Raw genomic sequence first — 14,591 nt, 5'->3', positions numbered from 1 at the left:
AATATATATTGACTATGATGGCAAAAAAGATTTTAACTCAGGGAATTGTTCAGGGTGTAGGATTCAGACCTTATATTTACAGACTTGCAAAAGATTTGAATTTAAACGGACATGTAAGAAATTTAGGAAATGTAGTTGAGATAATTCTTGAAGGAGAAAATATTGACTTATTTATTGAGAGATTACCTAAAGAATTGCCCCCAATAGCTAAAATAGACTCAATGAAAACAGAAGATATTGCTGTTGAAGGTTTTGATGATTTTACAATAATTGAAAGTTCAGATGAATTTTCAGGAGTATCTGTAATACCTCCAGATATAGCTATCTGTGACAGCTGTCTTAATGAAATAAGAAATCCGAAAGACAGACGTTATAAATATCCTTTTAATGCATGTACTGACTGCGGTCCCAGATTTACAGTTATTGACAGTGTTCCTTATGACAGAGTTAGAACTTCAATGGATGAATTTCCATTATGCAACAGCTGCCTTAAGGAATATAGCGAACCTTTAAACAGACGTTATCACGGTGAAGCCATTTGCTGCAGTGACTGCGGACCTCAAATGAAGATATATAAAGGATCAGAAGAAATAGACAGTGATAACCCCATTAAAATAGCTACAGATAAACTGAAAGAAGGTAAAATTATATCCATTAAAGGAATCGGCGGAACTCATTTAGCAGCTGATGCATATAATGACAAAACCATTAAAGAATTAAGAAAACGCCTGAATCGTCCAAATCAGGCTTTTGCTGTTATGAGTGAAGATTTATCCTGTGTTAAAAATTATGCCAGATTAACTGATAATGAAATAGCTACAATAACTTCAAATAAAAGACCTATTGTAGTTTTAAAGAAAAACAATAATTATAACTTCCCAGAGTCATTAGCTCCCGGTTTGCACAATATCGGAGTTATGTTACCCTACTCTCCAATGCATTATCTGCTTTTTGATGAAGGAGACATTGATACATATATAATGACCTCAGCCAATACTCCCGGGGAGCCTATGATGATTACAAATACAGAAATTCTGAATTTAGACGGAATTTCAGACTATTCTTTAATCCATAACCGCAGAATTTTAAACAGATGTGATGATTCAGTTATCCGATTTAGAAATGATGCTCTTTCATTTATTCGCAGATCCAGAGGTTATACTCCTGAGCCCTATAAAATCAATTATGAAGTAAATGATTTAAATGTACTTGCCTTAGGCCCCGAGCTTGATGTTACATTTGCAATAGCTAAAGACAATATGTGCTATCCTTCCCAGCATATAGGAAATACAAACAAATTAAAAACTTTAAACTTCATGAAAGAAGCTATTGAAAATATGGAAAGAATCACTAAAATAAAGGACTTTGATGCAATTGCATGTGATTTGCATCCACATTTCTTTACAACAAAACTAGCTCATGAATTCGGTGATGAATTTGAGTGTGATGTAATAGGTGTGCAGCACCATCATGCACATAGTGTTGCACTGGCTAATGATTACGGTCTTGATGAAATGATTGTAATAGCTGCAGACGGTGTAGGCTATGGAAGTGACAACACAAGCTGGGGCGGAGAAATATTATACACCGACATTAACAATTTTGAAAGATTAGGTCACCTGCAGCCACATAAAATGCCTGGTGGAGATATGGCAACCAAACACCCAATAAGAATGCTTTTAAGTATTTTAGATGATGAAGAATTAATTGGCAATTATGTTGATTACTTCAAATACGGAGAAATGGAAATCAAAAATATTTACAAGCAATTGGAAGCAGAAATCAACGTCGGATTAACAACAAGTACCGGAAGAGTATTGGACTCTGTTTCAGCAGCTCTGAAAATATGCAATACCAGAACATATGAAGGAGAATGTTCAATGAAATTGGAATCTGTTGCATATTACTCCAAAAATGATCTCGAAATTCCATTTGAAATCAAAGATAATGTATTAAATACCCGTGAAATCCTCCGTGAAGTTGTCAGATTATATCAAAAAGGAGAAAATAAAGCAGATATTGCAAATGCTGCTCAAAATGCAATAGCAAAAGGACTGTCCCAAATAGCTATTGAAAGTGCAGATAAAAAAGGTATTTTCGACATTGGGGCTACCGGAGGTGTCTTTTACAATGAAGCAATAACCAATACCTGTAAAAATTACATTGAGAAAAACGGATATAACTTTATTCAGCATAAGAACACATGTGCCGGTGACGGATCTGTTTCATTAGGTCAGGCTATTGTAGCTAAAACAATTTTATAATTTCATGTAATTTTTACATGATTAACTAATTTTTTCAAAATAACTTAAACAAACTTTAAATATTATTCAGATTATATGTTCAAATATGACATCCGAAATAATAATTATGAATACTGATGTAATAGCACTGGCTGCGGACAGTACAATTACAATAAATGATAAAAAAACATATAATGGAGTTAATAAAATATTTATGCTTTCAAATGATCCCCCAATGGGAATTATGGTATTTGGATTAGGAAAATTTGAAAATATCTCCATAGAAACTTTAATCAAAGAATATTCTAAGAAAACTGACTTTAAAAAGCTAAAAAATATAATAAATATTAAAAACGATTTTTTAAGGTATCTAACAGAAGTAACTCAAGCAACAAACATAAACATCTTTCTAGATTCACATTTGAAAAATTTTAAGCAAATGATAAATCAGCAGAGAAACTCATGTAATGAATTAGAGTTTTATCAATTTATAGAAACATTTTCTAATGTAGAAATATTCGAATTTTTAAAAGATATTTTTGAAACTGAAAAATACAATGAAAAGTTTAAAGAGATAATAAAAGAGTATGATGAATCTAAAATTAATTTAAATAATTTAAAAAAATGTTTTTGTTCCTATATATTTAATATATCAACAGGAATATTAATTGCAGGATTTAATAAAGAAGATATGTTTCCATCATATGTTTCATTTAATATAATCGCAAATGTTAATAATACACTACTTTATCAAAACATGGATACAAAATTAAATTATTCTGGAACATTAATAATTCCATTTGCCCAAACAGATGTCATTGAAACTTATTTATCTGGAATTGATGCTAATTTAGAAGATGAAATTAAAAAATATTTCGTGAACATTATGGAAAATTATATTTGCAATATGTATGACCACATAAATGTTGAAAAATTAGAAAAAATAAACGAAATTAAAAACCAGCTGACTAAAAACTTTAAAAATAATATTAATTCTTTAAAAAAAGATTTTTATTCTCCAATACTTGAATCATTAGATTTTTTGCCTAGGGAAGAAATAGGAAATTTAGCAGAATCTCTGATACAAATTACTTCATTAAAAAGAAAAATAGATTCAAATTTAGAAAGTGTAGGTGGAAATATTGATGTTGCCCTTATTTCCAAAGGTGATGGATTTATTTGGAAAAAAAGAAATCCCTATTTTGATCCAAAGATAAATCCCCAATTTTTTGATGAAAAAATGAATAAAAATTTTTAAATAAATAAAAAAATGAATTAATATATGAGGTGAAAAAATGAATCTTAAAAGACTCTCACGAGAATGGAGAACAAGAGGCATCGGTATTGACAAAGAATATTTAGAAAAAGTAAATGAACAAAGACACGAAGAATTAATGAAAGAAATAGAATTTGAAAAACGATGGAAAGAAATGGAAAAATAAACAACACAAAAAACTAACCCTGCAAAAATATTCATACCTGCTTAAACACCACAAAAAATAGCCAATAATCTTCTTTTCAAATCTGATAAAAACATTATAATTCTTTATCTCGAATAATTCTAAAAGTTATACATTCTTTTAACAAAAAATTTGACTGCAATTAACTTACAGATTTAAATAAAATATTTTTTAAGGTCAAAAAATAAAAAAAGAATAGATACAAACAACAGCTAATTTATTTATTTTTAAGAGTTCGCTCTAAAATATATTCTGCTCTGTTTTTAAGATTATCATATAACCTTATTTGATTCATAAGTTCTGAAATAGCTTCTGTTTGACCATTATCAATTCTTTTTTCAATATCCAATAATTTAGACCATTCATCACCAGAAGGTAATTGGGGCGTATTTAACATATCTTCACTGAAGTTTACATTAAACGTGTTCTTATTAATGGTAATATGAATATTAACTTCATGATCCAAATCATAATATTTACGAGGTCTACCTCTAACAATCTTTTTATAAGAAGAACTTAATATTCCAACGTTTTCCATAGCCCGCAAGTGTTCTATGATTGCTTTTTGACCAATGTTAAGTTCATTTGAAATTTCACTTACAAACATTGGTTCTTCCCTTAAGAGATTTATAATCTCCCTTCTTGTTTTACAGCCCATTACATCAAGTATATCCTCTTTATCAATTCCACATTCAGAATTTCCATAATTACCATTGATTTCAATTATAGAAACTGAATTGGTGTGAGGATTAGCTTTTTTATTTTCTTCAATTTCGTTTGTATCTTTCATAAATATAGATTATACCGAAACCTTTATATAACTTTTTGTTACTATAATAACATACGAGAAAGATAACTTTTTGTTACTTTAATATTTGGTGCAAAAAACTCTTATTAATAACCCTTGTTTTTTGAACCATTTTCCTATATGTCCATAAATTCCAAAATATGCCAATATTAAGTATCAAAAATAAAAATTCTCTACACAAGGGTTATTTAAAGAGTTTTAAAAATTTGAAAAGGTGACTGAATGGCTAATGACAACAATGAAGACCAAAAAGAAGAAGAAACTAAAACTCTTCAGGAAAAATATGATGAAGTTCTTGAAGAATTAGATTCTAAAAATAAAGAGTTAGCTAAAATAAATGAAGACCTTGAAAAACAGAAAGAAGAAACTCAGGAGTATATTTCACTATCTCAAAGACTTCAGGCTGATTTCGAAAACTTCAAAAAAATCAATGAGAAAAAAAGTAAAGATATCATCAAATTTGCCAATGAACCACTTATCAAAAATATCTTAGACAGTTATGAAGATTTAGGAAGAGCACTTGAAAATTCTAAAACTGAAAAAGAATTGAGAGACGGTGTTGAATTAATATATTCTAAAATTAAAGATGTTTTAACTAAAGAAGGTTTAGAAGAAATCCCTGCAAAAGGGGAAAAATTCGATCCATTTAAACATGAAGCACTTATGGTTGCAAATGATGAAAATGTGGAAAATGGATATATTATTGATGAACTGATGAAAGGATATACCTTAAAAGGTAAAGTTATCAAATACTCTAAAGTTAGAGTCTGTAAAAAATAATGTTTATTAAATTATTATACAATCAAAAAATAAAGGTGATTAATTATGTCTGATACTAAAAAAGAAAAAATTATAGGTATTGATTTAGGAACAAGTAACTCTGCAGCATCTGTACTTGTTGGAGGTAAACCAACTGTAGTACCATCTGCAGAAGGTGCAAGCCAATACGGTAAAGCATTCCCAAGTTATGTTGCATTTACTGATGACGGTCAAATGTTAGTAGGAGAACCTGCTAGAAGACAAGCTGTAACCAACCCTGAAAACACTATCAGTGCAATCAAAAGAAGTATGGGAACTGATTACAAAGTTACAATCCACGGCAAACAATATTCACCACAAGAAATCTCTGCATTCATCTTGCAAAAAATTAAAAAAGATGCAGAATCTTTCTTAGATGAAAAAGTTGAAAAAGCTGTTATTACCGTACCTGCTTACTTTGACGACAACCAAAGGACTGCAACAAAAGATGCTGGAACTATTGCAGGATTAGATGTTGTAAGACTTGTAAACGAACCTACCGCTGCAAGTTTAGCTTATGGTATCGATAAACAGGAAGATGATGATGTAAATATCATGGTATACGATTTAGGTGGAGGTACCTTAGATGTAACCATCATGGAATTCGGTGGAGGAATATTTGAAGTAAAATCCACTAGTGGGGACACCCAGTTAGGTGGTACCGATATGGATAATGTTCTTTTAAAATACTTATCTGATGAATTCGAAAAAGAAAACGGAATTAACCTTATGGATGATGATCAAGCTGTACAAAGGTTAAGAGAAGCTGCTGAAAAAGCAAAAATCGAATTATCCACTACATTAACCACTGAAGTAAACTTACCATTTATTACAATGGGTAAAGACGGATCTCCTAAAAACTTAATCGTAACTCTTACAAGAGCTAAATTAGAAGAATTAGTAGATGACATTGTTAAAAAATCCGGAAAACCAATGCAACAAGCATTAGATGATGCTAAAATGAGCAAATCCGACATTGATAAAATCATTCTTGTTGGTGGACCTACCAGAATGCCAATTGTACAAAAATATGTAGAAAAATTCATCGGCAAATCAATCGAACGTGGTATTGACCCTATGGAATGTGTATCAATGGGAGCAGCTATCCAAGGTGGAGTATTAGCTGGAGAAATTAAAGATTTAGTTCTTTTAGATGTAACTCCATTATCATTAGGTATTGAAACCTTAGGTGGAGTATCAACCACTTTAATTGAAAGGAACACAACAATCCCTACCAAAAAAAGCCAAATCTTTTCTACAGCTGCAGACAACCAACCATCTGTAGATATTAATGTTCTTCAAGGAGAAAGGAAAATGGCTGCAGACAACACTTCACTTGGAAGATTCCAACTTGTAGGTATCCCACCTGCACCAAGAGGAGTTCCTCAAATTGAAGTTACCTTTGATATTGATGCAAACGGTATAATCAATGTATCTGCAAAAGACAAAGGTACAGGTAAGGAACAAGCTATTACAATTACTTCTTCAACCAAATTATCTGACGAAGAAATCGAACAAAAAATTAAAGAAGCTGAAATGAACGCTGAAGCAGATAAACAAAAACAAGAAGAAATTGAAGTTAGAAACAATGCAGATTCCTTAATTTACACATCCGAAAAAGCTTTAGAAGAATTAAAAGACAAAGTAAGTGACGATGAAAAAGAAAAAGTTGAAAAACTTGTTGGTGAATTAAGAGATCTTGTAGCTGGCGATGACATTGCTGCTATTAAAGAAAAATCTGATGAATTATCTGAAGTAGTTCAAGGAATTAGTGCTAAAATCTATCAAGAAGCACAAGCTCAAGCTCAAGCACAACAACAAGCTGACCCAAATGCAGGTGCTCAATCTAATTCCTCAGATGATGATGACGACACAATCGATGCAGATTACGAAGTAAAAGATGATTAGATTAAATAATAACTGTTTTATTATTTCCAAGTAGGTTATATAAAAATCAGAATCAAAAAACTAACTGACTACGAAATATAAAACAAATTATTTATTCTATTTTTTATATTTTTTAAGATAATACTTATAAGGTGACTAAATGGCAGAAAAGCGAGATTATTATGAAGTTCTTGGAGTTGATAAAAATGCTTCAGAAAAGGACATCAAAAAAGCTTATCGTAAACTAGCTATGAAATACCATCCAGACGTAAGTGAGGAAGAGGGAGCTGAAGAAAAATTCAAAGAAGTAAGTGAAGCTTATGCCGTCTTATCTGATGATGAAAAACGTCAAAGATATGATCAATTTGGTCATGCTGGTATGGATGGATTTAGTGCAGAAGATTTCTATCAAAATGTAAACTTCGAGGACATATTCCAGGGCTTCGATATAGGAAACATATTTGATATGTTCGGATTTGGAGGAGGTTCAAACAGAAGGGGCAGACAAGCGGGACCTCAAAGAGGATCAGACATATACACCGAAGTCAAAATAACCTTAGAAGAAGCTTTTAATGGTGTAGAAAAAGAAGTTAAAATACGAAGAAGTAAAATCTGTCCAACATGTAACGGAAATAAATCAAAACCTGGTGTTGAACCAAAAACCTGTCCAACATGTAACGGAACAGGACAAGTAAAACAGGTAAGTAACACAATACTTGGTCAAATGATGAATGTAAGACCTTGTAGAGACTGTGGCGGTACAGGTAAAATCATTACTGACCCATGTGAAGAATGTCATGGAAAAGGTAATGTTAGGGAAAGTAAAACTATTAAAATTGAAATTCCTGCAGGTGTTGATGAAGGTGACCGTTTAAGAGTATCTGGCGAAGGTAACTGTGGAGACCAACCTGGATACGAAGGAGATCTTATAGCTAGTGTTCACATTAGCAGAAATAAAGAATTCCAACGTGAAGGAGACCACCTTTACTACGAACAGCAAATAAGTTTCCCACAGGCAGCACTGGGAGATGTAATTCAAATCCCAACTATTGAAGGGAAAACTGTTGAATTTAAAGTAACTCCCGGAACTCAAAGCGGAACTGTATTTAAACTTAAAGATCAAGGAATGACTTCAGTAAGACATAAAGGTAGAGGAAATCTCTATGTTACTGTAAAAGTTGTTGTTCCTAAAAAATTAAACCACAAACAGAAAAAATTATTAAAAGAATTTGACGAAATAAGTGGAAATGAAATCCACCACGTTGAAAAAGGACTTTTTGACAAAGTCAAAGAAGTTATCAATAGTTAGTTAATTAATTTTAACTAATTATCACCTCTCTTTTTTCCTACAAAATTATTGAATTTGTAATCAATTAAATAATAATTTAAACTACTTTTTTAAAAATTTATAATGATGATTTGATTATAATACTAGCTATTATAAAAAACTAGATATTTAAATTAAATAATGTATATGTAAAAAAAGAAAAAAGTAAGAGAATTATGAATTCTCTTTAAGGACTGATTTTTATTGTGTTTCCAGTTTGGAAGTCGTTCCAGTAGGAAGTTATGATGTATTCGCCGCTCATTAATCTGATTCCTAAGCTTGCAATACCATCTTTATTAGTAACTTTGTGATAGAATACACCATTTACATTAAATGATACATTTTGGTTAGCTAATGGCTTACCTTGACCGTCTAAAGTTAAAGCAGTGAAATTGCTGCCGTCAAGGTACTTCATAGAGAGATCTTTAGTTACTAAAGTTGGCAATACAGTGACTTTGTTTCCAATATCCAATCCGTCATACATTGTTGTAATAGTATAGTTTCCTGGTCTTAAAGCTATTCCTAAGCTTGCAACACCATTTTCATCTGTTTTTTTGTGATAGAACACACCATTGATGTTAAATGTTACTTCTTTATTTACTGCTAAAGATCCGTCTTTATTGTAGACAGTTGCTTCAAATCTGGAAGCATTTAAGTAGTATTTGGTTAAATCATTTTGAACAATTAATGATTTTACAGTTATGTTAAATCCTTTTTCTTCACCAGTTACTGGGTTGTAAGCAGTTAAAATGTATGATCCAGGTCTTAACATAATACCTAAATCAGCTACACCATCCTTATTAGTCTTTTTGGTGTAGAAAACACCATGAATGTTAAATTTAACTTCTGTGTTAGCTAATGCTTTTCCAGTACTGTCAGTGAATTTAGCATAGAATCTGGTAGCGTTCTGATACATTTTAACTAAATCTTTACTTATAAGAGTAGGATTAATAGTTACAGTAATATTCTTACTTATTTTATTATACATATCTGAGCCATTATATGAAACAGTAGCCTGATAAACATTAGATACTAAGTTAAGCCCCATTGAAGCAGTACCGTTAGCATCAGTGGTTTTAGCATAAGTTTGACCATTAATAGTAAAGTACACTGTTGCATTAGCTATAGGATTACCTAAATAATCAGTTAAAACAGCAACCATTCTTGTACCGTCTTTGTAAATCATCACAATGTCAGAAATGTTTAAATTAACTTTTTTATTAATATCTACAGTGAAATTAGTCCTGATTACCTGTTTATCATAATTACTGTCTCCAGGATAAGTAACAGTCACATTATAGTTTCCTGCAGTTAAATCTTTAATGGTTAATTTTGCAGATCCGTTAACAAGAACTACATTATAAACATTTTTATCTACAGTTACAGTAATGTTTTCTTTAAGATCTTTAGGACCATTAACAGTAATTACAACATCTTCACCAGCTACACCCGCATCAATATCTACTTTTAAAGAGTCTTTAGCTTTATTAACAGTTAAAGTAGATGAATTTGTAGTTGGAACAATAACTTTTGAGTCATCGACAGAGTAAACTAAAGTGTATTTTCCAGCATTTAATTGTCCAATGACAAAACTAGCTACACCATTTTCATCAGTAACCATGTAATAAGTTTTACCATTAACTTTCAAGGTTACATTTATATTAGATAATAAATTGCCTTTAGTATCCCTTAAAGTAGCATTAGCTATTATAACTTCACCATAATCAAGAGAAATATCCTTAACATCAAGGATTCCTTTTCCTAAAGAAGCACCACCATTATAAGTTACACTCTGACCGTCAACAGTAGCAGAAATAGTATAATTACCTTCTTTTGCTTCAAAACCATTAATAATATTATTAGCTATTGTACCATTAGTCATGCTTAAAGTAGCATTTGCTGCAGACATGTTGAAGTTACGTACTGGTAAAGAACCATTATAATCAGTAAAATTGGTTCCATTAAATACTTTGAAAGCTAAAACAGCATCCTGCAATAAACCTGTTTTGTTGGTAACATCTAAAGTTAAAACCAAATAATTATCTGGAGTAGCAATCTCTTTACTTAATTCAGTTATTACACTATTATATCCAGATGAAAGACGTATAACTGCATTGTAATAAGTTGCATTATTGCTTCCCCACCAATTATTATCTAAATTAAGAGTTATATTAACACCATTAACTTTACCAACTTTTACATCACCATAAATAACAGAATTTTTAATTATAATAGCATCATTTATAGTTGAGGAAGTAACCTCTACTAAATATTCAACATTATCAAAAATACATCCGTCAAATATTCTTGTAGAGTTAATTTTTTCATAAAATATATTTACAGATAGCAAATTGGAAAATGTTGAATTATATACATAAATATCTTTAGGAGTTTTTGACTTCTACCTCCTCCAACAGTATTCCAACTGTTAAATCCACCAAATACATAAGATCCCATAGTAGAGGATCCATTTCCGTCAACAGTTACATTATTAAAGACTATTTTTTCAGAACTTCCAAAACCAAGACAGGTTACAGATCTATCTCCCTGATAGATATTACTTGAATTAACAAGTTCCAAAGGAGTTTTTCCAGTTACTGAAATTTTAGTGTTTTCAAGAGTTATATTACCAATTTGACCTACATTAAAAGAAGCAATAACCCTATAATCCATGTTCAAAGAAGAAGCAGATATACTGTCAATAATCTGAGAATTATTCATGTATAAATTACCCTGATTTGCAATTGTTGAAGCTCTAGTTGCATGATTTGCTACAAAAGTTGTATTATCAATTGTTAAATAACCATCATTGTAAATTGCTCCACCAGCATATGCATTTTGACGTTTTACTGGGTCTGCATGACCATTATTAAAGAAATATGAATTTTTAATAGTTAGAATACCTGCAGAGTTAATAGCTCCACCATAATTACCTTTTCCATTAATAAATTCCACTGTATCAATCATTACATGAACATTTTTCTCAACATATAATGCAGATTGTGTATCTTTTCCAACTCTATTAATAGTCATATTAGCTATTTTAAGAGAACCTTTACCTTGTAAAGCTGTGATAAAGTATTTGGCATCAGGATTAAAAATTATTGTTTTGTTTTCTCCATCACCAACAATTGAAATATCCGTATTTACCTGAATATCCAAATCAGCATTAAGATTTCCAGTATAAGTACCTTCCAATACATGAACAGTAACTGTCCTAGATTTAGATTGAGCATATTCTAATGCATTTTTAATGGTTTTAAACGGTTTAGCTAAAGATCCATCTGCAGTACTGTCATTACCTTTAGCATCAGACACATAAACTGTGATATTATCTAAAATAGTATTAATTTTAACAGTTATAGTTCCATTTTTATATATGTAATTTTTACCATTTGCATCATAAGTTCCGCTTAAACTATATTTACCGTCTTCAAATCCGACATAATTATAAGTAGCTATGCCATTAACTACATCAGCAATTCCTGCATAATTTCCATCAATTAAAAATGTAACAGTGTTTCCACTAATAACTGCTCCACTAGGATGTGTTACTTGTGCAGTTAATTTACCTGCTAATTCTGCAACATTTAAATCATTGAAAGTAATTGTAAGTCCAGTTACATTTGCAACACCATTATTAGCAACAGGTGTGGAAATATAAATATCCTTACCTTCAGGAGCATTATTATTTTCAAATAAAGAATCATTAGAAATAGTTAAATCTGGAATATTGCTGGTTTTACCATTTGTTACAGAAAATAAATAAATAGCTCCACCCATAGTGTTAGCAGTGTTATCTTTAAAAGTAACATTGTTAAAGGTAGCTCCTGAAACAGTAGCTGCTCCACCATTAGCTCCTGAGTTATTTATAAATTTGACATTTTCAAAAGTTGCAACAGGAACAAAACTGCTACTACTTATGTAAGCATATACAGCACCACCATCACCAGCAGCACGGTTGTTTATAAAAGTATCATTTATAAATGTTGCTTTTGCACCACCAGATACATAAACAGCTCCACCTTTAGTTCCAGCATAATTTGAATCATAAATATTATTTATACTTATAATATTTTGGGCATAAACAGCTCCACCTTCAGCATTGCTATTTTTAGGATTAGTATTATTTATGAATTTAGAATTAGTAACAGTTAAATTGTTAGTTCCTCTTATAACTCCACCAAGAGTAGCACCTACATTATCTGCAAAATAGGAATTGTTTATTGTTGCATAACCTAACCACATATTTCCTTTATTGTTAATATAAGTTAAATTATTAAATACTAATTTTGAGTTTTGAGTATCTATATCATATAATAAATTACTATTAGATGTGGAATTTTTAATAATACAATCATTCATAGTTAATGAAGATCCGTAAATTATTCCCCAATTCCAATTAACAAAAGTTGCTTTTCCATTAGTAAATGTTAAATTAGTAAGAGATACATCTAATCCTTTATCAAAATAGAAGAAATAATCTTTATCCTGACCATCAATAATTGTTTTACCATAATTTTCACCAATTAAATTTAAAACAGCTATTCTATTATATTTTAAATTAACATTGCCAGTACCTAAATAAGTACCATCCATAATATGAATAGTAATGTTGATTGATTTATCTAATCCTGCAGTTATTGCATGATTAATTGTGTTGAACGGATTATTTTTACTTCCGTCACCAGTTGTATCATTACCTTTTGTAGAAACCCAGAATTCCGCAGGGGTTCTGTCAATATTGACAGTTAATGTAGCTGGATTGAAAGTATTATTTTCTCCATTATAATTACCGTTTATTTCATGTTTACCATTGTCAAATAATTTGGAAACAGAAACTGATGCAAAACCATTATCTGAACCACTTTCACCTACTTTCATACCATCTATATTAAATTTAATAGTTCTAACAGAAGAAATAGTATTTCCTACATCATCAGTTATAGTAGCACTTAAAGTAAAAGTAGTTTTATCAGTGAATACATCATTAAATGTAATAACAGCATTCATAAAACCATTATTATAAATTAATCCCATTTTAGAGGAAGAATTTATAAATTTGTTTTGTTTTAATATGTTATTACCTGCTAAATAGATTACTCCATAATTACTTGTACCAGTATTGGAATTAGTACAATTAATAAATACATTATTCATTATTTGACCATTATCACTGGAAATTTGAAGAGCGGCATCATTGTAATTCCCAACAATATCTTTAAAAGTATTTCCGATTATTTTAGCATTTTTAGAATTATATATGAATACAGATGCCCCGCAGGAATATCCTTTATTAATAGCATTGTAAAAAGAAGAATTACCTATATAAACATTACCATTATTGTTATTAAAACATATGTCTGGACCTTGATTTGAAGCAGTGTTGTTTTTAAATATAGAATTAATTACTTTTAAATCCATACCTTTAGAAACAAGAGCTCCTTGAGAGCTAGTTGCATAATTGTTTTCAAATACACAATTATCAACAGTTAAATTACCTCCACAATTAATCATACTTCCAGTATTAGCTTTTCCATTAATAAAAGAAATATTTATCAAAGTTAAAGCAGTATCTCCACTAACAGATTTAAGAAATGGACTTACACTTCCACCATCAATGAATGTTTTATCATTTCCCTGACCAACAATAGTTAAAGAACCGCCATATTTTTCATGAGCTAAATTAATATTTAAATCAGTATTATTACCTCCAGTGAATGTTCCTTTACTTAAATAAATAACTGCATTATCAGAAGCATTGACACTTGAAATACCCTTATTTATTGTAGCATAAGGACTAGTCTGACTACCGGAATTTGAATCATCACCAGTAGTATTCACATAAATCGTCTTATCATAACTTATCCCATCACCTACATGAGATGAAGCACTATCAACTGCCAAAACATCAGCAGAAGAATCCTCCTGAGCACTAACAGCACCAAGAGTCAAAATAGCCAGTAACAACATACCAACTAACATCAGTTTATTCAATTTCATTAAAATTTCACCAAAAAAATTTAAATTATACTTAAAAAATATCAAGTATAATTAAAATATAAGTA

The 14,591-nt window shown here is 30.4% G+C and carries 7 protein-coding genes and 1 pseudogene; 6 read left to right on the top strand and 2 right to left on the bottom strand.

Annotation, left to right across the window (positions count from 1 at the left end; all coding sequences use genetic code 11):
- Positions 1–14: 14 nt before the first annotated feature.
- The 3 genes from hypF (at position 15) to K4897_RS05900 (ending at position 3,685) form a co-directional block, all read left to right on the top strand.
- A complete protein-coding gene (gene hypF / locus K4897_RS05910; RefSeq protein ID WP_250415718.1) occupies positions 15–2,264 on the top strand; it encodes a carbamoyltransferase HypF in 2,250 nt (749 codons plus the stop codon).
- An 85-nt stretch (positions 2,265–2,349) separates the two neighbouring features.
- A complete protein-coding gene (locus tag K4897_RS05905; RefSeq protein ID WP_371921663.1) occupies positions 2,350–3,501 on the top strand; it encodes a hypothetical protein in 1,152 nt (383 codons plus the stop codon).
- 37 nt (positions 3,502–3,538) lie between these two features.
- Positions 3,539–3,685 (top strand): hypothetical protein, encoded by a 147-nt coding sequence (locus K4897_RS05900; RefSeq protein ID WP_250415716.1) that lies wholly within the window; start codon positions 3,539–3,541, stop codon positions 3,683–3,685.
- A 235-nt stretch (positions 3,686–3,920) separates the two neighbouring features.
- Here K4897_RS05900 and K4897_RS05895 read toward each other — a convergent pair whose 3' ends face one another.
- Positions 3,921–4,493: an ArsR family transcriptional regulator gene (locus K4897_RS05895; RefSeq protein ID WP_019266740.1), complete on the bottom strand. Its 573-nt coding sequence runs from the start codon at positions 4,491–4,493 to the stop codon at positions 3,921–3,923.
- Positions 4,494–4,733: 240 nt separating this feature from the next.
- Here K4897_RS05895 and grpE point away from each other — a divergent pair, with 240 nt between their 5' ends.
- From grpE to dnaJ, 3 genes are all read left to right on the top strand, one after another.
- Positions 4,734–5,291 carry a nucleotide exchange factor GrpE gene (gene grpE, locus K4897_RS05890; RefSeq protein WP_019266741.1) on the top strand — a complete coding sequence of 186 codons (558 nt, stop codon included), beginning with the start codon at positions 4,734–4,736 and terminating at the stop codon, positions 5,289–5,291.
- Positions 5,292–5,336: 45 nt separating this feature from the next.
- Positions 5,337–7,217, top strand: a complete 1,881-nt coding sequence (gene dnaK / locus K4897_RS05885; protein WP_250415715.1) for a molecular chaperone DnaK — start codon at positions 5,337–5,339, stop codon at positions 7,215–7,217.
- 139 nt (positions 7,218–7,356) lie between these two features.
- A complete protein-coding gene (gene dnaJ / locus K4897_RS05880) occupies positions 7,357–8,505 on the top strand; it encodes a molecular chaperone DnaJ (RefSeq protein ID WP_011954293.1) in 1,149 nt (382 codons plus the stop codon).
- Between the two features lie 205 nt (positions 8,506–8,710).
- Here dnaJ and K4897_RS05875 read toward each other — a convergent pair.
- Positions 8,711–14,526, bottom strand: a pseudogene (locus K4897_RS05875) (hypothetical protein).
- Between the last annotated feature and the right edge of the window lie 65 nt (positions 14,527–14,591).

It is taken from the genome of Methanobrevibacter sp. TLL-48-HuF1 (genome assembly GCF_023617305.1).
GTDB lineage: Archaea > Methanobacteriota > Methanobacteria > Methanobacteriales > Methanobacteriaceae > Methanocatella > Methanocatella intestini.
The sequence above is the reverse complement of the archived record's forward strand: the minus strand, read 5'-3'. Positions and strand labels throughout refer to the sequence as shown.